The sequence below is a fragment of the Campylobacter sp. P255 genome (genome assembly GCF_003627915.1).
Classification (GTDB): Bacteria; Campylobacterota; Campylobacteria; order Campylobacterales; family Campylobacteraceae; genus Campylobacter_D.
The window spans coordinates 1-22,700 of record NZ_NREN01000003.1 but is presented as its reverse complement, the minus strand read 5'-3'; the positions used below and the strand labels follow the sequence as shown (position 1 = coordinate 22,700).

Genomic DNA, 22,700 nt, shown 5'->3' with positions numbered 1-22,700 from the left:
ATCGGCAATTTATTTTAAAATTAAACAAAAATTTGCAAAGTTTTAACTTTGCAAATTTCAAATATTAGGGAGATAAATATTTTAACATTAAGTCGTTAAATACTCGTTAAATCCCAAAATATTTTTAATAATTTTTCATGATGAGAGTGTATGAGAATTTGATCTTTTTGATGCTGGTTTTTACAGGCTTTTAAAGCTTGTTTTAAATGTTCTTTTAAAGAAAAAACCAATCCAAAAGCAATGGCTTCTTTATCTAAACCACCTAAGATGTAGATTAAAGGCATACGCAATGATTTAGATACATCAAGTTTTGCTTGATCGTTAATGGTGGTTTTGAAGTCAAACTTACTTGGGTGTTTAAATTTATAAGCTAAAGCAAGATCTAAAAATTCATCAATGGCTTCTAGCTTTTTCCCACTGATAAATGGATATATAAAATAAAATAAGTCCAATACATTTGCGCTAGTAATGCTTTCATCGCTATAATTTTCTTGTATGAAGTTATAATGTGACTGAAATTGTTCTTGAAAATTTTGCACTAAACTCATCGCTATTTTAGTTTTTGCAAATTGATTTAAAAAAACCTTAGGGTTAGCTTCAAAGCTAAAATCTAGAAAGTTATTTTTATTTTCATTATAATAAAAAATTCCACTGCTATCGTTACTTAAATCTAATAAGATATTTTTAGAATTAAGTTCGTTAATAGAAGCATTATGAACTACTTCTGTGGCGAGTATACTAGAAAAGTCATTATATGCAAATTCATTGCTCATGGGTTTTTCATAAAAACCAAAATCGTCCCAAAAATTTTCTTCACTGCAAGCAATACAACCATGTCCTGCAGCAACAGGCCAAGATGTTTTGGAGTTAAATTTAACTTTAGGACAATTATTGTAAGCATAAGGTCCTTTGCAGCCTACTTTAAAAAGGCAATAGCCTTGTTTGATATTCTCATCATCAAAACTTTGAGCGAAATTTCCTGCTTCGAATTTTGCTTTTCTTTCGCATAAGTCATGGAGACATTTTCCATACAAAGCTAAAGGTCTATTTTGATCATCTAAACTCATATCTTGTTCAAACAGTATATAAAAACAAAGTGTAGCAATAATGTTAACATCACTTGGAGGACAACCCGGGATATTGATCACTTTTTCTTCTAATACTTTAGAAATTCCTATGCTTTTAGTAGGGTTTGGATGTGCTGCTTGAATTCCTCCATAGCTTGAGCAAGTTCCCATAGCAAAAATAGTTTTAGCGTTTTTAGCACATTTTTGTAAAATTTCATAACCATTTTCACCATGTGCTCCTATGGTTAAATAAAAAGGATCTATAGCACAAACACCACCTTCGACGGCCAAAAGAAAATCTTTTTTTTCTAAAATTGTTTCTAGGTGAGCTTCTGCTTGATGCCCGCTTGCACTCATAAAAGTTTCATGATATTCTAAGGAAATGAAGTCAAAAATTAGATCTAAAAAATCAGGCAATGAAGTCCTAAGTAAACTTTCACTACATCCTGTGCACTCACTTAAATGAAGCCAAATAAGACTAGGCGGAGTGTGAAGTTGAAAATATCTATGTGCTAAAGCACTAAAATCATTTGGTAAGCCTAAAATTTTAACGATAGAACTAACCGCTTCTAGTGAGATATTTTTTTCTTCTTTGTGTGAGTTTTCCAATAGAGTAATTTTATGCTCTAAAATACTTTTTAATTCTTCATTGCTTAAAGACATTTTTAACCTTTGGCTATTTGTATCATATTGAAAAATTCATCCGCTTTTAATGCAGCTGAACCTACTAACACTCCATCGCAATTTTTTAAAGCACAAATGGCCTTAATGTTGTTTTGATTTACGCTTCCACCGTATAAAAGTTTAGCTTGAGTTGATTGTCTTAAAAAATCAAGCACGGTGTTGATATCATCAAGATCTGCACTTACTCCTGTGCCTATTGAGTAAATTGGCTCATATGCAATAATCAGTTTTTCATAAGTTAAATCAATATTGCCAATTTGTTTTTTTAGAAAATCCAAGCTTTGTTTGGAATTTTTAGTTTCTAAACTCTCGCCTATGCAATAAATGATGTTAAAGTCAAGATTTTTTGCAAAGTCGAATTTGGCCTTTAAAAAGCTTTCATCTTCATTTAACGCTCGTCTTTCAGAATGGCCTATTAAAACACTTTTGATATTAAATTCTTCTAAGTGAATTCTACCTATTTCCCCTGTATAAGCTCCATTTTCGCAAGGGTAAAAATTCTGTGCACCTTGTTGAAAGATAAAATTGTTTTTTAAAAAAGCTACATTAGGAGGGAAGATGAAAACCTCATCTTCTTGGTTGAGTTTTTGATTTAATTCTTGAGCGTAAAGTTCAAAGCTTGATCTTGTATGATTGCACTTTAAATTTGCTGCAAAAATCATTCATTGTCCTTTATCGTTAAAGGTTTTACGCCAGGAAGTTCTTTGCCTTCTATAAGCTCTAATGAAGCACCTCCACCAGTTGAAATGAAAGTCATTTCATCAGCATCACCTGCTCTTGCTACAACATCAGCAGTATCGCCACCGCCTATTACGGTAGTTGCGTGAGATTCGCTGATATAGTGACTCATTTTTATACTACCTTTTGAAAATTTATCAATTTCAAAAACCCCCATAGGTCCATTCCACCATATAGTTTGAGCATCAGAAAGTGCTTCTTTAAACAATCTTACACTAGCAGGGCCTATATCAAGTCCCATCCAACCTGCTGGAATTTCTTGCACAGGAGTATATTTCATCACTGCTTCTTGGGAGCAAGTTTGCGCTGCTGTAACATCTACAGGAAGATAAATTTTTACTCCTAGATTTTTACCTTTTAAGAGAATTTTATTTGCTTCTTCAATTAGGTCTTCTTCTAAAAGTGAATTTCCTATATCATAACCTTGAGCTTTTAAGAAAGTAAAGGCCATACCTCCACCTATGATGAGTTTATCTACTTTTGGAAGTAAATTAGTTAAAGCTTGTAGTTTTCCGCTTACTTTAGAGCCACCTACTACTGCCACAAAAGGACGCGCAGGATGTTTGATGAGATTGCTTGCAAATTCTATTTCTTTTTGAAGTAAAAAGCCTGCGCCTTTGTGTGTATTGTCAAAGTATTTTGTAATCGCTTCAACACTTGCATGGGCTCTATGGCAAACTCCAAAAGCATCGTTGATATAAACTTCAGCCATAGAGGCAAGTTCTTTAGCTAGGTTTTCATCGTTTTTGGTTTCGCCTTTTTCAAAGCGTAAATTTTCTAAAAGTAAAATTTCACTCGGCTTTAACTCGCTTGCTTTTTTCTTTGCATCTTCGCCTATAACATCTTTAGCCATGATGACTTCTTTGGCCATTAAGCGTGCAAGTCTTTTTGCAACTGGTTCTAAGGAGTATTTAGAAGCTATTTCTTTTGGGCGTCCTAGGTGTGAAGCTAAAATAACTGCACAACCATTATCTAGACAATACCTTATAGTAGGGATAGCTGAACGAATACGACGATCATCGGTGATGTTTAAAAATTCATCTTGAGGCACATTAAAGTCACATCTAATAAATACTTTTTTCTTTGCAAGATCAATATCTTTAATCGATAAAATACTACTCATCTTAAGCCTTTGCTATAAATACTGCCATATCTACTAAACGAGAAGAATAACCCCATTCATTATCATACCAAGCAACCACTTTTACAAAGTCATCGCAAATCACTTGAGTAAGATCGCTTGCTACGATCGCACCATAAGAACAAGTAATAAAATCACTTGAAACTCTTTCTTCATCATCTACTAATAATATGCCTTTTAAGTTGCTTTTTGCTGCTATTCTAAAGGCTTCGTTGATTTCTTCTTTGCTTACTTTTTTCTTTAAAGTTGCAGTTAGGTCTACGGTTGACACATCAGCTACTGGTACACGCATGCTTTGACCGTGTAATTTTCCATCAAGCTCAGGCATAACAAGTTTCATAGCTTTTGCAGCACCGGTTGAAGTTGGAATGATATTTTGAGCAGCTGCACGTGATCTTCTTTTATCTCTTGCTTTTGCATCGATAATGCTTTGACCATTTGTATAAGCATGGATAGTTGTCATTAAACCTTTTTCTATACCGAAATTATCTTGTAAAACTCTACAAATTGGGCCTAAGCAGTTAGTTGTACAACTTGCATTTGAGATAATACTTTCGCCTTTGTATTCGTGAGCATTTACCCCTAAAACATAAGTTGGAGTTTTATCTTTTGCTGGAGCGCTCATGATAACTTTTTGCACCCCATGGTCTAAAAATCCTTGACATTTTTCTATGGTTAAATGTGCGCCAGTGCACTCTAGTACAATTTGCGCGCCATATTTTGCAAAGTCTAAATCCGCTACATTTCTACTTTTTAAAACTTTTATTTTTTTATTATCAATTATTAAATCATCACCATCATTTTCAACACTACCATCATATACCCCATGAACAGTGTCGTATTTGAAAAGATATTTTGTGAGTTCAATATCAGTGGTATCATTAATCGCTACAAGTTCGATATCATCGCGCTTCATGATAATTCTTGCAACACATCTTCCAATGCGTCCAAAACCATTTATTGCAACTTTTACAGCCATTTTCATTTCCTTTTTATGATTAAGTGGATAAAATTCTACTAAAAAAAGGTTAAACTTTAATGAAAATCGCACTTTTTGGTGGTAGTTTTGATCCACCTCATTTAGGACATAATGCTATAGTCTTAAATGCCTTAGAAAATTTAGAGCTTGATCGACTTATAATCATGCCTACTTTTATCAGTCCTTTTAAGCAAGAATTTACCGCAGATGAGCAAAGACGCTTAAAATGGTGCAATGCGATTTGGGGGAGTTTAAAAAGGGTTCAAATCAGTGATTTTGAAATCACTAAAAAAAGACCAGTACCTAGCATAGAAAGCGTTGATTTTTTATATAATCATTATGAAATTTCTCAATTTTATCTTATTTTGGGAGCTGATCATTTGCAAAGTCTTGAAAAATGGCACGAATTTGAAAGATTGCAAAATTTGGTAGAATTTGTGATAGCTAAAAGAGATGGTATTTTTATACCAAGTCGCTTTAAGACTTTGGACACCAAGGTGGATATTTCTTCTTCTTTTATAAGGCAAACCTTACAAACAACACAAGTTTGCGAGCAAATCAAAGAAGAAGTTAAGCTTTATTATTCTAAATTTAAAAATATTTAACAAAAGGAAAAAAATGCAAGAAAGAATTAATAGTATTGTTCAAATTTTAGATGATAAAAAAGCAGATTTGATAGAAACTTTTGATATGCAAGATAAGGATTATTTTGTTAAATTTGTAGTGATTGCTACTACTATGGGAGAAAGGCATGCGCTTTCTTTGATTGATGATTTAAAAACTAATCTTAAAAGCAAGGGTGAAGAGTTTCTAAATATAGAAAGTAGTGAAGAATGGACTGTACTTGATTTAGGTGATATTTTGATTCACTTAATGAGTGAAACTTATAGAACAAAATACAACATAGAAGAATTTCTAAAAAGCTTAAATAAAGAAAAATAAAACTAGGTTTGAGATTGGATAGTTTAATCACCGAGTTATCAGAATTAGCAAAAGAGCATTTTGAAAATTCAGAATTTGAAAAATGTGATACAATTTTAAGCGAACTTATTGCTTTTTGCAAGGGTGAAATTACGCTTGCGCAAGATGGTAAGATGATTTTTATAGATGATGCAGATAAAGAGCGTTTACTTTTGGAAGCTTACCACAACAGAGCACTTTGTAGATTTAATTGTTTGAAATTTCAAGAAGCGCTTGAAGATGCAACTATAGCTGCGGAATTTGATCCTAGTAATGTATTTTTGTTTAATCTTTTAGGATTGTGTAATTTTAAATTAGACTTACTGCAAGAAGCACTTTTAGCCTTTAATAAAACCATAGCCTTAGATAATGCATATCATTTAGCATATTTTAATAGAGCCAGGGTTTATATACTTTTAGATGAACATACAAAAGCTTTAAAAGATTTGCAAATTTGTATTGATTTAGCTCCAGAGTATCACATTGCCTATTATACTAGAGCTATTGCCTTGCTTAGTGTTGATCCAAAGCAAGCTTTGCTTGATTTTAAAAAATGTCAAGATTTAGGCTTTGATTCCTCGCAGATTTTTTATTATCAAGGAGTAGCATATGAGAATTTAGAAAATTACTCCAAGGCTATAGAATTTTTTACTAAGATGATTGAGCAAGATGAGAGTTTTGCTGATGTGTATTATAAAAGGGCCAACAATAAGCGTAAAGTTGATGATTTAGAAGGGGCTTTGCAAGATTGTTTAAAATCCATTGAGCTAGATAATGAAAATGCTATGGCGTATTTGATTTTAGGGCATATTTATAAAGATTTAGAAAAGATAGAATTATCAATAGATGCCTTTAAAAAATCAATCGATTTAGATGAAAATTTACAGTATCCATGTTTTGCATTGGCTAGGGTTTTATATGATATACAAGATTATGAGCAAGCTTTGAAATATTATGATAAAACAATTGAACTTTATGAAGAATATGCCCAAGCTTACATTAATAGAGGTAATACTAAAATCAATCTAAAAATGATTGAAGAGGCTATAGAGGATTTTGATTTAGCAGCTAAATATTATCAAGAAAGAGCAAAAAAGCATGATTTTACTCCATCAGAATTAGCAGAACTTGAACACGCAGTTCCTTATGGTTTTTACCATTTGGGCAATAGTTTGTACGAGATAGACAAATATGATGAAGCTTTGATAAGTTATGAAAAAGCTTTAAAATATCAAAAAGAATATCCCGATGTATTTTTTAATAGGGCTTATTTAAAATCAGATCTTGAAAAATACGAGGAAGCTTTGGAAGATAGTGAGTTAGCTATAAAGTACTATAAAAAAGAAAATAGCACTCAAGATTATGTTAATTCTCTTTCACAAAGGGCTTGGATTAAAAGTAGGCTTGAAAGATTTCAAGAAGCTATGGATGAATATAATGAGCTTATAAAAACATATAAAGATTATATTGATTTAAAAGATGTATTATTTGAAAGGGCATATTGTGCAAAAGAGCTTGAATCTTATGAAGAGCTGATAGCTTATTGTGATGTGGCGCTCAAGGTGGATAAAAATAATTTTAAACTTTATTTTTGGCGAGGAATTGCTAAATATAATTTAAGCTTAGAAGAAGAGGCTATAGAAGATCTAAACAAGGCTTTAAAAATTGATAAAAACCATAATGGTGCAAAGTATTATAAAGGGCTTTGTTATGAAGATCTTTATATGTTTGAAGAAGCTATAAAATGTTATGATAGCGTGGTTTTAAGTAACGAAGAAGATGATGAGTCGTATTTTCATAGAGCAAAATGCAAAAGAAATCTTGAAAAATACAATGAAGCTTTAAAAGATATCGATGAGTGTTTAAAAATAACCGATGATGTTGCGGAGTACTGGATAGAAAAAGCACAAATTTTAAGCTTTTTAGGAAAATATGATGAAAGCTTTGAAGCGGCAAAAAAAGCAAGTGAGCTTGAACCAAAATCATACGAGTGTTATCATTTTATGGGTGCGGTTAAAGTGTATTTGCAAGATTTTAAAGAGGCTATAAAATATCTTAATATGGCTTTAAATTTAGATGAAAATCAAAATTGGACACATTATTATAAGGCAGAGTGTTTAAGAAATTTAGGTGATTTTCATGATGCATTGCAGTGTTATGAAGATTGTTTAAAGATAGTAAATGAAAACACCGATGCTTTGGTGGGAAAAATTCAATGCTTAGAGCAGTTAAAAGAATACGAACAGGCTTTAGAATGCACAAAGGAGCTATTAAAACTTGATGAGGAAAATGAGTTTGCATTAAAAAATCAAGATATTTTAATGCAAAAATTAAAGCAGCAAAATAAAAAATGGTGGCAAATTTGGAATTAAACTAGAGTTTGTTGATATATTCTTCAATCTCTTTTTTGATTTTATCTTTTTTGTCTTTTAAAGCTTGTTTTTTGTTTTTATATTCTGTTTTACTCATATAATCTTTTTGTTTTTTTAATGCTTTTAATTCTTGTTCGATTTTTTCTATCTCTTGCTCTTTAAGTTTTTTAGCCTCTAATTTTTTATCATAAAAAAGAGGATCTTTTGCACAATCTGCTTGAACTTCTTTTAAGGCTAATTCTAAGCTTAAAGCTTTTTCTTGATGATTGTAATTTTTAGCATAAGCTATTTCTTTTTGAATTTGCTCTATTTTAACCTCACATTGTGTGGAAAATGCAAATGAGCAAAGTGTAAATAAAAATAGCAGTTGTTTCATATGTTAACCTTCCTATTGTTTTTTTGATATTTTAGTTAAATAGAATAAATAATTTGGTTTTTATACAATTTTGACAAATCATTCATTTTTGAAATAAAAATGCTAAATTTATAAAATAAACAGTATTATAAAATTAACTTGACTCAATTTTATAAATATAGTTTGACTTAAATTTGAATATTTTTTATTTTTTCAAGTAAAATAGAAATAAATCCATCAAAATCAGGTAAATTTAAATCCTTGATTTCTCTTTGTTGTTTCCCCCACATGCATTCAGGAAAAAAAGCATCTTCTTTAAAACGTGCCATAATGTGAAAATGTACTCTTGGTACATAGTTTGCAAAAGAAGCTATGTTGATTTTTTCTGGATTGTAGTATTCTCTAAAGCTTGTTTCGCATGCTAGAGTGCACTGAAAGAGTATATTTTGCAAAAAAGTAGGGCAGTCACTAAGTTCTTTGTAGCATTCTTTGGTAAAAATTTTTACCCAAGGAATTTGAGAGTCTTCTTTTTCTATCCATATATAATCATTTTCATAAATCATAACTATACCTTTAAAAGACTAGGGAAACCCCTAGTCTTTGGATTATTTTTTTGGGCCTATCATTTTTGTTGGATCTACAAATTTAGCAAAATCCTCCTCGCTAACTAAGCCAAGTTCCATAGCGCTTTCTTTTAAAGAAATACCTTTTTTGTGAGCGTTTTTTGCAACTTTTGCTGCATTTTCATAACCAATGTGTGGGTTTAATGCAGTTACTAGCATTAAAGAATTGTGTAGATTATAGTCTATTTTTTCTTTATTTGGCTCTATGCCAACTGCGCAATGGATATTGAATGAATGCATTGCATCAGCTAGTAAGTCAAGACTTTGTAAGAAGTTGTAAATAATAACAGGTTTGAATACATTAAGCTCAAAATTTCCCTGACTTGCCGCAAAACCAATTGCTGCATCATTTCCCATAACTTGCACTGCAACCATAGTTAAAGCTTCGCATTGTGTTGGGTTGACCTTACCCGGCATGATGGAGCTACCTGGTTCATTTTCTGGTATATTGATCTCTCCTAGGCCACATCTTGGTCCTGAAGCTAGCCATCTAATATCATTGGCTATTTTCATTAAATTTGCAGCTAAGCCTTTCATAGCACCATGTGTGAAATTGATTGCATCGTGACTGGTGAGTGCATGAAATTTATTTGGACTAGATACGAATTGAGTGCCAATAATTTGACTTAATACTTCACTTACTTTTTCGCTTAATTCAGGGTGAGCATTTAACCCCGTTCCAACAGCGGTGCCGCCTATTGCAAGCTCTCTTAATGTTGGCAGTGAAGCAATGATTTGTTCTTTTGAGTGCAAAAGCATAGAAAGATATCCACTAAATTCTTGTGCTAAGGTAAGAGGGGTTGCATCTTGAAGATGGGTTCTTCCTATTTTAATAATACCTTCAAATTCTTTTACTTTTTTTTCAAAAGTTGCAATAAGCTCATCAAGAGCGGGAATGAGTTTTTTTTCAACTTGTTCTACTGAAACAATACTCATGGCAGTTGGAAAAGTATCGTTTGAGCTTTGCGACATATTCACATGGTCATTAGGGTGAACGAGTTTTTCTTTTCTAAAATCTCCACCCATGATTTCAGTTGCACGATTAGCTATAACTTCATTCATATTCATATTGCTTTGCGTGCCAGAGCCAGTTTGCCATATTGCGAGTGGAAAATTATCATCAAATTTACCCGCTACAATCTCTTCACAAGCTTGGACAATTGCATCTTTTTTTGCATCATCTAATTTACCAAGTTTATTATTAACTAAAGCTAAAGATTTTTTAAGGTTTGCAAAAGCATAGATTAAAACTTTTGGCATTTTTTCACAACCGATTTTGAAATTTTCAAAACTTCTTTCAGTTTGTGCTCCCCAGTATTTGTCGTTAGGGACTTTGATTTCTCCCATAGTATCATGTTCTATTCTATATTCCATGATTTTTCCTTGTGTTGAAATTAAGATGTAATATTTAAACCAAATAAACCCTAAAGTTTGCTTATAATTTAAGAAGTATTTATGGAAATTAAAAAAGAAAGTGTAGTTTTTTCAAAACTACACAAAAATTATTCTACGGTAACGCTTTTTGCTAAATTTCTTGGCATATCTACATCATTACCAAGCCTAATTGAAACTTCTAGAGCTAGTAGTTGCAAGATTATCATCATTTCAAAAAATTCACACATATAGTGTTCTTGTTTTGATGTTTTAATAAAGTCATCACTCAAGTCAAAGTCAAGCGGAGAGATGGCAAGCAAAGTAGAATCTCTCGCAGCAAGTTCTTCGACATTGGATTTGGTTTTTTCATAAAGACAATTTTGTGGCATTAAAGCAACGGTAAAAAGTTCACTATCTGCTAGAGCAATAGGTCCGTGTTTCATCTCTCCTGCAGGATAGCCTTCAGCGTGTAAATACGAAATTTCTTTTAATTTTAAAGCCCCTTCGAGTGCTAATGGGTAAAACACATCTCTTCCTATAAAGAAAAAGCCATGGCCATGCAAGTATCTTTTTGAAATTCTATGTACTTTTTCATGTAGACTTTGTTCAACCTTAACGATATTAGGTAGGCTTCTTAGAGCTTTGATTTCTTTACTCATATCTAAGTTTGCCTTTTGTGCAAGATAGATCGCAAGCATCCATAAAGTAGCAACTTGAGTAGCAAAAGCTTTGGTTGAAGCTACACCTTTTTCAATGCCTGCTCTAGTAAGTAAAGATATATCAGCTAAGCGCACTATATTGGAGTTGTCCACGTTGCATATTGCTAGAGTTTTAACTCCTTGTGCTTTAGCTATTTTTAGGGCTTCTAGTGTGTCTGCTGTTTCTCCACTTTGAGAGATCACTACAAAAAGAGTGTTTTTACCTATAATGGCTTCTCTGTATCTAAATTCGCTCGCAACTTCTACTTTGGTTTTAACCTTTGCAAGTCTTTCAAGTAAGTAAGCACCGCTTAATGCTGCATGATAGCTTGTACCACAAGCGCAAAGTGTGATTTCATCTATATTTTGCAGCAGTGATGCATCTATATCTTCAAATACAATTTGATCACCTTGTAAGCGACCCATAAGCACTTCACCTAAAACTCTACTTTGCTCGTAAATTTCTTTTTCCATGAAAAATCTATAACCATCTTTTTGCGCAAAGCTTTTATCTTGGCTAAGTGGTACAAAAGTAGGTTGAATACAAATTTGACCGCTACAGATTTTGCATTCTTTTGGATTAACATAGCCATATTCCCCATCTTCAAGATAAGCTACCTTATCCACCAAAGAAACTAAAGGCGCATCACTAGAAGCAAAATAGTATTCATTTTCATCGCCATTTTTACCAATGATGAGTGGCACAGCATTTTTAGCAAAATAAATTGTATTAGGATCTTTTTTACTTGCAAGTAATATAGCAAAAGCACCTCTTAATTCAGCTATAGTTTTTTGAAATGCTTCAAAAGGTTCTAGTTTGCTTGCGTGATATTCAAACAAATGCACAATAACTTCAGTGTCAGTCTGACTTAAAAAACTAACTCCTTCTTGTGAGAGTTTTGTTTTTAATTCTTGGTAGTTTTCTATGATTCCATTGTGGATTACACAAGAGTATTGACCTAAGTGTGGATGTGCATTGATTTCAGTAGGTTTACCATGGGTTGCCCAACGTGTATGACCTATGGCAAGTCCAAAACCATCACTACTAAAATTAGCTGTTTTGTTAGCTAAATTTTCTAATTTTCCAACCGCTTTAAAAAAATCTAACTCCCCATCTTTCATCACTGCTATACCAGCACTGTCATAGCCTCTATATTCAAGTTCTTTTAGACCTTCTAGTATGATTTGTTTTTTTTCTTTTGTTCCGATGTAGCCTACTATTCCACACATGTTTTACTCGCTTATTAAGGATTTAAGAATTTGATTTTTATGATCTTGCAAACTTTCATTTTTATGCAAAATCAAAACATTTCGCGTTCTTTCTTTTATTGTTTGAATTTTTGCCGCACTTAAGATGATATCGTATCTTGCAAGTACGTCCATCACATAAGCCATTAAACCTTTTTGATCTTTGGTGTTTAGGGTTATTTTGGCATAGCTTTTGGAATAATTCATATCTAATTTTAATTCATCTTTTTTAATGTTTGGTTTTTTTGCTTTTTTTTGTACTTTTAAATGTAATTTGGCATTGAGTAAATTTTCTAAACTTTGTTTTTGATTATCGCTTACTATATCTGAATATTCAAATTTAAGATAAACTTTTTCATCAAATAGCTCGAAAAAGCTCATAAAGATTAGGTTTAAAGAGCTTAGGGCATTCAATATATTTTCAATATTATTTTTTCTATTCATGATTAGTTCTAAAGTAAAATTGTCTTGATTGTCAAGCCAAAAAATGAAATTTTCTTTTTGTGCTATTTGTGTAACTTTGATGATTTTTTCAAAGCTATTTTTAATAAAAAAGAGATTGGATTTAATATGCGTAATATTGTTTTGCGTATGCTCATCAAGCTCTATAAAAGCTTTACTTCTTTTTAAAGTTTGTTCTTTTTTAACTCTTCTTTGACTCTCATCAATCAAATTTTCATCTTCAAAGCCTTCTAGAGCATTTTGAAATAATCGTTCTAAACTTTTATAATAAAAATGATTTTCTATGTTTAATGCTTTGGCATTACAAAATGATAAAAGATGTAGGATTTTTAAGGTTTTAATGTCGCTTAGTTTAGAGATAAAATTTAAAACAATAGTAGAATTGTAAATATCTTCTTTTTCTATGATATCTTTAAAAGTGTTAAAGTTTTTAAATAATCTTAGTCCAAAATCTAAAAGTTCATTTTCTACTTGAAATTTCCCTACATAAGCTCTGTAGATATTAGCTAAAGAAATTTCATTTTCTTCGTGAATAGCACTTAAAATTATAGTGAGTTTGATGATTAAAAGTGTATTTTTCTCAAAATCATAATTTTTTACTTCAAAGTATTTTAAGCAAAGCAAGGCCCTATCTAATGCACTATAAATTCCTTCTTCTTCGAGTAAAAATTTGCTTTGAGTAAGAGGTTTGCAAAAATCTTTTAAGATATTTGCATCAGCAAGAAGCTTTAAGATGCTATAAGAATGATTTCTTTCTAAAATTCTTTTAAATAATTCTAAATTTTCTCCATTATTTTGTGCTCTTTTTAAAGCAAAAACAAATTTAATGTCAAAGTTGTAAGGTTTATCATCTAGCTGCAAAAGTTCGTTTAAAATCAAATCTAGTTGATCTTTTTGTTCTAAGATGTCCAATGTATCATCTTGATCTTTGTAAAAATTATATTCTTTATAGTGTTTTTCTTGGATACACCTTGCTAAAAAATGTGTGTAAATTCCACATGTTTGCATGCTTTGCATGGCTTTTTGGATAAGTATGGATTTAAGATCTAAATTTTTCTTTTCTTTTTTTTGCATTAAACTAGCAAGCTCTTGTGAGTTTTGTATTAAGAACAAATTAGTATTTTTACCTTCTAAAAGATTCATAGCGCATTTGAGGGAAAACAAAAAATCACTCGCAAGCTTAAATTCGCTTAACTCTTTTTCGTTGATAAAATTTAACATGTAGTTTTTAGGTGAGTCTTTAAATAAAATATTTAAATTTTCTATATCTAGTTGTTCGTCTAAACCGCCAAAATTTTTATTGATATCAAATTCTTGTTTGATTAGAGGTTGAATAAATGGGTTAAACTCTTGCAATATTTTTAATGCAAAATCTTCTTTAAGTTCATCTTGTGCTTGATTGATTTTTTCTTTGATTTGCTTGAATAAAATTTTAGATCCGCATATATAACGGTGTTGTAAGATATTTTGTTTGAGTTCATTTTTGGCGATATTATAAAGCCCATTGATCTCACAAATTTGGTAGTTAATGTTAAGATTGATATCGTTTAATGAAGCAATAAATGCTTTCATTAAGGGCTTGATATTATATGCTTTAATGTCTTTATATATAAGTAGTAATTCTACATTTTCTTTTATGCTTAAGTTCATTCTGGCGTATTGTTTTATAGCAATAATACAAAATGGAACTTTATCATTGTGCGGAAAAAAATCATCAAAAAAATCACTTAATGTTAATTCATAAACATCTTCTATAAAGCGATCAATTTCCTTAGAATGGTAAAAGCTAAAGGAACCTTGTTTTAAAAAAAGCCTTGAGCAATACGCCTCATAGTCTTTTAAAGAATTTTTGAGTTTTTGAATTTTTTGCATTTGCATATGTGAAAAATTTTCCTTATTTTTGTTTTTTATATCATACCAAAAATACTTTGTATTAAATTTTAAGTAAGTAGAAATTATAATTGTAGTTTTAAATTTAAAATATGGTAAAAATATGCAAACAATTATAGAAAAACTTGAAAATCAAGAAAGATTGAATGAAGAAGAGGCAAATAAGCTTTGGGATCTTGAGCTTTTTACTTTGGGTAAATACGCACAAAGAATTCGCACAAACTTACATGGAAAAAAGGTTTATTTTAATATCAATCGCCATATTAATCCTACCAATATATGTGCAGATACTTGTAAATTTTGTGCTTTTTCAGCACATAGAAAAAATCCTAATCCTTATACTATGACGCATGAAGAAATTATGAAAATTATTGATGAAACGGTTCAAAGAGATACCAAAGAAATTCATATTGTTTCAGCACACAATAAAAATACATCGTGGCAGTGGTATTTAGAAATTTTCAAAATGATTAAAGAAAAATATCCATTTTTACATATTAAGGCTTTGACTGCTGCAGAGGTAGATTTTTTAAGTAGAGCCTTTGGTATGAGTTATGAAGAAGTAATTGAAAAAATGCTTGAATATGGCGTAGATTCTATGCCAGGTGGTGGAGCTGAAATATTTGATGAGGAAGTTCGAAAAAAAATTTGCCACGGCAAAGTAAGTAGCGAAAATTGGCTAAAAATTCACAAACTTTGGCATGAAAAAGGCAAGCAGAGTAATGCAACTATGTTGTTTGGGCATATAGAAAGTAGAGAAAATAGAATTAACCATATGATTAGATTAAGAGAGCTTCAAGACCAAACGGGTGGATTTAATGCTTTTATTCCTTTGGTTTGGCAGCAAGATAATAGTTTTATCACAGGAAAAAAACCTCTAGGTTCAGTAGAAATTTTAAAAACTTTAGCTATTGCAAGGATAGTGCTTGATAATATCAAAAACATCAAAGCTTATTGGGCGACTATGGGTATAAATTTAGCTATGGTGGCTCAAGATTTTGGCGCAAATGACTTAGATGGTACTATAGAAAAAGAAAGCATACAAAGCGCAGGTGGTGCAAAAAGTTCAAATGGACTTAGCATGAAAACCTTTGTGGAGATGATTCAAAGTTCAGGTTATATTGCTGTAGAGCGTGATAGTTTGTATAATGAGTTAAAAACATATTAAGGATAAAAATGGATTTTTTTAAACTTAAAGAGCATAAAACCGATGTAAAAACTGAAATTTATGCAGGTATTGCTACTTTTTTGGCTATGATTTATATCATACCAGTAAATGCAAATATTATGAGTCATTCAGGTATGCCACTAGAAGCTTTGATTGTTGCAACAGCTTTGGTGACCATTATAGCAACGACTTTTAGTGCTTTGTTTTCTAACACTCCTGTGGCTATGAGTGTGGGTATGGGTTTAAATGCATACTTTACATTTAGTGTTTGTAATACCTATCAAGTTCCTTGGCAAAGTGCTTTGGGTGCGGTATTTTTATCAGGTGTTATTTTTACTTTATTATCTTTTACTAATTTTAGAATTTGGGTTATTAAAAGTATACCAAATGACTTAAGAAAAGCAATATCAGCAGGTATTGGGACTTTTATTGCTTTTATGGGTCTTGTGCAAATGGGAATTATCACTAAAAACGAAGCGACTTTGGTGGGCTTGGGAGATTTTTCAAGTACTAAGGTGCTTTTTGGTCTATTTGGCTTGTTTTTGGTTTTTGTTTTTTGGGCATGGAAAATTAAAGCAGCATTTATTTTAGCTGTTTTTGTGAGTGCTTTGTGTGCTTGGATTTTTGGTATTGATGGAGCGCAGTTTCCAGAACAAATTTTATCTTTACCCATAATCAGTGGAGATAATGGCTTAAGTGCAATTTTTGGTAAGCTTGATATCCAAGGTGCTTTGGAACTTAGTATGATACCAGTAGTATTGACATTTTTTGTGACACAATTATTTGATAGCGTAGGTACTATTACTGGTGTAGGTTCAAGAGGGAAAATTTTTGATGATCCAAAACAAGGTGAGAAAAAACTAGGTAAGACCTTGGGAGCTGATGCGGCAAGTTCAGCTATGGGTGCAGTAGTTGGAACTTCTACTGTAACTGCTTTTGTGGAAAGTTCAGCAGGGGTAGAAGCAGGAGGTAGAACAGGTCTTACAGCTTTAGTTACTGCTATATGTTTTGTTTTTACTTTATTTTTATTGCCTGTGTTTAAGGCTATTCCTGCAAATTCGATTTATCCTATTTTAGTGCTTGTTGGGGTTTTGATGTTTATGGAAGTTGCAAGTATTAATTTTAAAGACAAAGCGATTGCAGTGAGTGCGTTTTTTATTATTATTATGATGCCATTGACTTATTCTATTACTACGGGTTTTGCATTTGGTTTTATTGCGTATTTATTGATGCGTCTTATGCAAAAAGAATTTGATAAAATTAATCTTGGTATTATTGTTTTAAGTGCGATTTCATTGCTAGTATTTTTATTACAATTTTTATAGGAAGTGATTATGTATTATTATGCTTATGAAGAATTTCAAAAAGAAATTATCCCTTTTACACGTAAAATTAAAGAAGAATTTAATCCAGATGTTTTGCTTGCTATAGCAAGAGGTGGTATGACTTTAGGGCATTTTTTAGCTGAAGGTATGGGAAATAGAAATTTATTTTCTTTAAATTCAATCCATTATGAAGATACGCAAAAATTAGATACGATTAAAATTTTTAATATTCCTGATCTTAGTACATATAAGAAAATTCTTTTAGTAGATGATATTATTGATAGCGGTGAAACAATGATAGAAATCAAAAGAGTTTTAATGGAAAAATACCCTCACTTAGAACTTAAAGTTGCAAGTGTTTTTTATAAACCATCGGCATTGTTAATTCCTGAATTTTACATCAAAGAAGCTAAAGAATGGATAGACTTTTTTTGGAGTATTAAAATTTAGCTTTAAATAAAATATACATGTTATAATATTATTTTAATTTTATTTTATTAAAGAAAGGATGTCTTATGAGTTTAACTAGAAGAAAGTTTTTAAAAGGACTTGCTGCTACTTCAGCAGTTGCTTCAGTAAATCCTTTGTTGGCTGCGAGCGAAGGAACTAAATTTTATGATACTAAAAAAATTCCTCACGCAACACATTTTGGGGCTATTTGGGCTGAAGTAAATTCAGAGGGCAAACTTGTAAAAGTTACACCACAACAATCTGACAAACATCCTTCTATTATCACTGATGCGATCATTGATAGAACTTATTCTGATACTAGGGTGAAATATCCTTGTGTAAGAAAAAGTTTTTTAGAAGGTAAAAAAAGACCTAAATTAAGAGGTAAAGAGCCTTTTGTAAGAGTTAGTTGGGAGAAAGCTTTAGAGCTTGTATTGCAAAAATTAAAAGAAACTCCTATTGAAAATTTATTCAACGCAAGTTATGGTGCTTGGGGACATGTAGGCTTATTGCACAATTGTAACTCTGTTGCAGGAAGATTTTTCAATACCGCTTTAGGTGGACATATTGGTACTGATGGTGAGTATAGTAATGGTGCTGCTGGTAAAGTAAATGCTAGTATAGTAGGGGATTTGGAAGTTTATTCATTACAAACTTCACATGAGGTTATTTTGGAAAATACCCAAGTGTATGTTTTATGGGGCGCTGATCTTTATAAATGTAATCAAATTGATTTTAAAGTTGCAAATCGTGGCAATGATGATTATTATAAAAAATACAGCAAATCAAAAATCAAATTTATCACAATTGATCCTCAATATACTCAAACAGCAGAAATTTTAAATGCAGAGTGGATTAAAATTCGTCCAAATACCGATGTTGCTTTAATGCTTGGTATGATGAATTATCTATACAAAAGTGGAAAGTATGATAAAAAATTTATAGAAAAATATACTGATGGTTTTGATAAATTCTTGCCTTATTTACTTGGAAAATCAGATGGTATTGATAAAACTCCGGCTTGGGCTGCAAATATCACTGGTGTAGAAGAAAAAGTAATCACAGCTTTAGCAGATACTTTTGTTAAAAACAGAACTTTCTTAGCAGGTAACTGGGCAATGCAAAGAGCACACCATGGAGAGCAAGCAGACTGGACTTTAATGGTGTTAGCTTCAATGATAGGTCAAGTGGGCTTACCTGGTGGTGGATTTGGTTTTTCTATGCATTATTCAGGTGGTGGACAAGCATTCTCTGGTGTAAGATTGCCAGTAGGTTTACCACAAGGTAAAAATAATCTTGATACGAATATTCCTGCAAGTAGGGTTTCAGAAGCGATTTTAAATCCAGGTAAAACTGTGAAATTTAAAGGTAAAGAAATTACCTATCCAAAAATCAAAATGATGTATGTAGTTGGTGCTTCTGTATTGGGTCACCACCCAGATACTAATGAGCTTATTAAAGCGCTAAGAACATTGGATACATTGATTGTACATGAGCCTTGGTGGACACCTATGGCAAAAATGGCAGATATTGTACTACCATCAACTACGACTTTAGAAAGAGACGATATCAGCTTTGGTGGTTCTTATTCGCAAGATTATGTTTATGCTATGAAAAAAGTAATCGAACCTTATTTTGAAAGTAGAAATGATTATGATATTTTTGAAGAATTAGCAAAAAGAATAGGCGAAAGAGAACATAAAAAATTTACCGGTGGTAAAACTAAACAACAATGGCTTGAAGGTTTTTACGGTAGAAGTGATTGTCCTTATTATATGGAATTTGCTGATTTTTGGAAGCAAGGTTTTATTCACTTTGAAACGCCAAAAGAGGCATACAACTTTGTAAGACACTCTGAATTTAGAGCAGATCCGGTAGCGAATAAACTTGCTACAGAAAGTGGAAAAATTCAAATCTACTCTCCAAAATTTGAAAAATACAACCTAGAAGATTTTAAAGCACATCCAACTTGGTTTGAACCTGCTGAATGGCTAGGTAATGAAAAATTAGTAAAAAAACATCCTTTCCATTTAGTAAGTCCACACCCAAGATACAGAGTACACTCTCAGCTTGATAATACTTGGGTAAGAGATTTGTATAAAATTCAAGGTAGAGAACCTGTAATGATTAATACAAACGATGCAAAAAAACTTGGTATTACTCATGGAGAGGTTGTAGAAGTATATAATGATCGTGGATCGCTTTTAGCAGGTGCCTTTGTAACTGATAATATCATGGAAGGTGTGATTAGTATCCAAGAAGGCGCATGGTATGATCCTGAAGATGTAAGTGATAGTAAGCCAAGATGTAATGCAGGCCATGTAAATGTTTTAACTAGTTCAAGACCAACTTCAACCATGGCGCAAGCAACTAGTGTAAATACTTGTCTTGTTGGTATTAAAAAATTAAAAGAAGTTATAAAACCTTATAACTCAACTACACCACCTGAAATCATAGGAGCTTAATAATGAAGAAAATCATTCTAACTTTAACTTTTTTAGCCAGCGCTTTATTTGCTAAAGATATGTTTGTTTTCAATGAAAAAGTAGATCTTTTAGATACTGCTAGTAAAAAAGTCGTAGGACAAATTTATGAAGGATCTAAAGTAGAGCTTATCAAAGAAGAAGGTGAGTATTCTTTGATAAAAGTAAAAGGAGAAGTAGTTGAGTCTAACCCAAAAAGCTTAGCCTTTACTAAAGAAGGTATTTATCTTTTACTTACTTTGAATACTAAAAATGCAAGCAATGAAATGGAATTTTTAGTTAAGAGCAAGGATCTAACCGATCAAGAAATTCTTGCTTGGGATGAAATAGAACTAACCTATTACGATACTTGTACAAGTTGCCATGCAGCACACAAGCCAAAAGAGCATTTAATGGAAGAGTGGGATGCGTATTTATCTGCTATGCAAGGATTTGCAAAAATCACCGATGAGGAAAAAAATAGAATTTTAAGATTTTTACAATCGCACGCAAGCAATGGTCCTGTAAAACTTGACTAATAAAAATGAAAAGGTATTTAACTGCCATTTTATTTTTTGATTTTTGCGCTTTATTATATGGAGTAAACACCCTCTCCATAAGCTATAATGAGGCGCAAATTTATTTTTATGATCATAGCTTTATTGCTATGATCGCTAAAATAGGTACAGTTCTTTTTGGTCAAAATGATTTTGGCTTGAGAATCCCTTTTATTTTTCTACACTCTTTAAGTTGTGTTTTGCTTTATATACTAGCTTTAAAATATACCAAAACTTCTTTTGATGCATTGATATCTGTTGTACTTTTTATATTGCTTCCAGGTACTGTAGCTAGTGCTTTACTGGTGAATGAATCTAGCATAGTGATTTTTTTTACTTTGTTGATTTTGGTTTTATTTGAATACAAAAAAAACCTTATGTTTTATTTTTTACTCGTTTTGGTATTATTTATAGATGGTAATTTTGCAATTTTATATTTATCTTTTTTCTTTTATGCAATTTATACAAAAGACAAATTGCTCATAGCCTGTTCACTAATTTTATTTGCGGTTGCAATGAGTTTTTATGGCTTTGATGCAAGTGGTAAGCCTAAAGGGTATTTTTTAGATACCTTAGGTATTTTTGCAGCATGCTTTTCGCCTTTGATATTTCTTTATTTTTTTTATGTTGTTTATAGGATACTTTTACAAGGCCATAAACCACTTTTGTGGTTTATTAGTGCAACGACATTTATTTTTTGCCTAGTATTTTCGATAAGACAAAGATTGTTTTTAGAGGATTTTTTACCATTTTGTGTGGTATGTACTCCATTGTTAATTCGCTATTTAATGTCCTCATATCGCTCTAGAATGCCGCAATTGCGTTTAAAACATAAAATTTTTATCGAATGTTCTTTGGTGTTTTTGTTGTTTTTTTATGTGGGCATTATTTTCAATCAAGTGTTTTATTATCTGCTAAAAGATCCAAAAAAACATTTTGCATATGATTATCATATTGCAAAAAATTTAGCATCTTCTTTAAAAGAACAAAACATAACAAAAATTTCCACCCAAGATAAAGAACTAGCACTTAGACTTCAATTTTATGGCATTAATGAAGGGAAATTAGAGCTTTATTCTGATAAAAATCCTAGTGATTTATATGTTGATTTGGGTAGGTATAGAATTTATTATCATATTAAATGAAAACAGCATTTACTCTAGTGGAATTAGTCTTTGTCTGTGTTATACTTTCGATTTTATTTTCAATATCATATTTTTATTTTAAGCCTAATTATCTACGTTTGGGTGCTGAACAAATTTTAAATGATATTAAATACACAAGACATCTAGCATTAATACAAAATGATTTTAGAGTAAAAGAATTTAATATCGCAAAAAGAGAATGGTATAAAGCAAAATGGCAGTTGTATTTTATACGTTCTAAATCAGCCACTAATAATGAGCAAACCTATACTATTTTTTTAGACAAAAATGGCGATGGAAATGCAAATATCGGAAAACATATGATCAATAAAGATAGAGAAATAGCGGTGGATTTGATTAATCCAAATATCTTAATGAATTCAGGTCAAAGTGGCGTCATTAATCAGAATGATTTCAAAGCAAATGTAAAGTACAATATCGAAAAAAGCTATGGTATCGTTAAGGTTTTGTTTGAAGGTGCTTGCAAAGGAACTACACGTTTGATTTTTGATGATTATGGTCGTTTATATACTCCTTTAAAAAATGCAAACCGAAGTTATGATAAATTAAGCTCTTTGGATAATGATTGTGTTATTAAGTTGTCTAATTACCAAGATCAGCATTTGTGTATCGTGATCGATCCTTTTAGTGGTTATGCTTATATACCAAAATTTTCTACATCAAAAAATCAAAATATTTTTTTAAATGGTAAGCAAATAACTTGCTCGCAGCTTTAATTTAATATCTTTACAAAATACTTTAATGGTTGAGTATAATTAAAAGATATATGATTAATAAAATTTAAGCTAAATCATCATAAATGTGATGTTATTTTGATTATATTTTTATTAGATTTATTTTTTATTTTTTGTTTAAGTTTCCAAACATTAACTATCAAGGAGCATAATTACACTTGTAAAAGCAAACATTCATAGATAACTCCTTAGTTTTTAAAGATCTAGTTTTAAGCTAGATCTTTAAAGATATATTATCATCTTACAA

19 protein-coding genes are annotated in these 22,700 nt (G+C 31.3%); 10 read left to right on the top strand and 9 right to left on the bottom strand.

Annotated features, from left to right (window positions below; all coding sequences use genetic code 11):
- Positions 1-95 precede the first annotated feature (95 nt).
- From CKA54_RS02145 to gap, 4 genes are read right to left on the bottom strand one after another with little or no spacing between them, the layout of a single operon-like run.
- Entirely contained in the window at positions 96-1,730 is a 1,635-nt protein-coding gene (locus CKA54_RS02145) for a hydrogenase small subunit (protein WP_120759595.1), read from the bottom strand.
- Between the two features lie 2 nt (positions 1,731-1,732).
- Positions 1,733-2,413: a triose-phosphate isomerase gene (locus CKA54_RS02140; RefSeq protein WP_120759594.1), complete on the bottom strand. Its 681-nt coding sequence runs from the start codon at positions 2,411-2,413 to the stop codon at positions 1,733-1,735.
- Positions 2,410-3,612: a phosphoglycerate kinase gene (locus tag CKA54_RS02135; protein WP_120759592.1), complete on the bottom strand. Its 1,203-nt coding sequence runs from the start codon at positions 3,610-3,612 to the stop codon at positions 2,410-2,412. The genes CKA54_RS02140 and CKA54_RS02135 overlap by 4 nt, the downstream gene beginning before the upstream one ends.
- 1 nt (position 3,613) lies before the next feature.
- Positions 3,614-4,609 carry a type I glyceraldehyde-3-phosphate dehydrogenase gene (gap, locus tag CKA54_RS02130; RefSeq protein WP_043019482.1) on the bottom strand — a complete coding sequence of 332 codons (996 nt, stop codon included), beginning with the start codon at positions 4,607-4,609 and terminating at the stop codon, positions 3,614-3,616.
- A 59-nt stretch (positions 4,610-4,668) separates the two neighbouring features.
- Here gap and nadD point away from each other — a divergent pair, with 59 nt between their 5' ends.
- Genes nadD through CKA54_RS02115 form a run of 3 tightly spaced genes read left to right on the top strand, consistent with a single transcriptional unit; the run spans position 4,669 to position 7,941 of the window.
- On the top strand, positions 4,669-5,214 hold the full coding sequence (gene nadD / locus CKA54_RS02125) for a nicotinate (nicotinamide) nucleotide adenylyltransferase (RefSeq protein ID WP_120759590.1): 546 nt from the start codon (positions 4,669-4,671) through the stop codon (positions 5,212-5,214).
- A 13-nt stretch (positions 5,215-5,227) separates the two neighbouring features.
- Positions 5,228-5,551: a ribosome silencing factor gene (gene rsfS, locus CKA54_RS02120; RefSeq protein ID WP_120759588.1), complete on the top strand. Its 324-nt coding sequence runs from the start codon at positions 5,228-5,230 to the stop codon at positions 5,549-5,551.
- Between the two features lie 14 nt (positions 5,552-5,565).
- Positions 5,566-7,941: a tetratricopeptide repeat protein gene (locus CKA54_RS02115; RefSeq protein WP_120759586.1), complete on the top strand. Its 2,376-nt coding sequence runs from the start codon at positions 5,566-5,568 to the stop codon at positions 7,939-7,941.
- Position 7,942: 1 nt separating this feature from the next.
- Here the strand turns inward: CKA54_RS02115 and CKA54_RS02110 are convergent, their stop codons facing one another.
- The 5 genes from CKA54_RS02110 to CKA54_RS02090 all read right to left on the bottom strand — a co-directional run bounded on the left by CKA54_RS02110 (position 7,943) and on the right by CKA54_RS02090 (position 14,579).
- Entirely contained in the window at positions 7,943-8,317 is a 375-nt protein-coding gene (locus CKA54_RS02110) for a DUF1090 family protein (RefSeq protein WP_120759584.1), read from the bottom strand.
- A gap of 167 nt (positions 8,318-8,484) precedes the next feature.
- Positions 8,485-8,859, bottom strand: coding sequence for an HIT family protein (locus tag CKA54_RS02105; RefSeq protein WP_120759582.1), 375 nt, complete (start codon positions 8,857-8,859; stop codon positions 8,485-8,487).
- A 42-nt stretch (positions 8,860-8,901) separates the two neighbouring features.
- A complete protein-coding gene (gene fumC / locus CKA54_RS02100) occupies positions 8,902-10,293 on the bottom strand; it encodes a class II fumarate hydratase (RefSeq protein ID WP_120759580.1) in 1,392 nt (463 codons plus the stop codon).
- A 128-nt stretch (positions 10,294-10,421) separates the two neighbouring features.
- Positions 10,422-12,221, bottom strand: coding sequence for a glutamine--fructose-6-phosphate transaminase (isomerizing) (gene glmS, locus CKA54_RS02095; protein WP_120759578.1), 1,800 nt, complete (start codon positions 12,219-12,221; stop codon positions 10,422-10,424).
- A gap of 3 nt (positions 12,222-12,224) precedes the next feature.
- A complete protein-coding gene (locus tag CKA54_RS02090) occupies positions 12,225-14,579 on the bottom strand; it encodes a nucleotidyltransferase (protein ID WP_120759577.1) in 2,355 nt (784 codons plus the stop codon).
- 115 nt (positions 14,580-14,694) lie between these two features.
- Here CKA54_RS02090 and mqnE point away from each other — a divergent pair, with 115 nt between their 5' ends.
- The 7 genes from mqnE to CKA54_RS02055 all read left to right on the top strand — a co-directional run bounded on the left by mqnE (position 14,695) and on the right by CKA54_RS02055 (position 22,435).
- Positions 14,695-15,759, top strand: a complete 1,065-nt coding sequence (mqnE, locus tag CKA54_RS02085; RefSeq protein ID WP_120759575.1) for an aminofutalosine synthase MqnE — start codon at positions 14,695-14,697, stop codon at positions 15,757-15,759.
- Between the two features lie 8 nt (positions 15,760-15,767).
- Positions 15,768-17,084 carry an NCS2 family permease gene (locus CKA54_RS02080; protein ID WP_120759573.1) on the top strand — a complete coding sequence of 439 codons (1,317 nt, stop codon included), beginning with the start codon at positions 15,768-15,770 and terminating at the stop codon, positions 17,082-17,084.
- Positions 17,085-17,093: 9 nt separating this feature from the next.
- Positions 17,094-17,534 (top strand): phosphoribosyltransferase, encoded by a 441-nt coding sequence (locus CKA54_RS02075; protein WP_120759571.1) that lies wholly within the window; start codon positions 17,094-17,096, stop codon positions 17,532-17,534.
- A 65-nt stretch (positions 17,535-17,599) separates the two neighbouring features.
- A complete protein-coding gene (locus CKA54_RS02070; protein WP_120759569.1) occupies positions 17,600-19,999 on the top strand; it encodes a molybdopterin guanine dinucleotide-containing S/N-oxide reductase in 2,400 nt (799 codons plus the stop codon).
- 2 nt (positions 20,000-20,001) lie between these two features.
- A complete protein-coding gene (locus tag CKA54_RS02065; protein ID WP_120759567.1) occupies positions 20,002-20,535 on the top strand; it encodes a hypothetical protein in 534 nt (177 codons plus the stop codon).
- Between the two features lie 5 nt (positions 20,536-20,540).
- Positions 20,541-21,698 (top strand): phospholipid carrier-dependent glycosyltransferase, encoded by a 1,158-nt coding sequence (locus CKA54_RS02060; RefSeq protein ID WP_120759565.1) that lies wholly within the window; start codon positions 20,541-20,543, stop codon positions 21,696-21,698.
- Complete coding sequence (locus CKA54_RS02055; RefSeq protein WP_120759563.1) at positions 21,695-22,435, top strand: Tfp pilus assembly protein FimT/FimU; 741 nt, start codon at positions 21,695-21,697, stop codon at positions 22,433-22,435. Before CKA54_RS02060 ends, CKA54_RS02055 begins: the two co-directional genes overlap by 4 nt.
- Positions 22,436-22,700 lie beyond the last annotated feature (265 nt).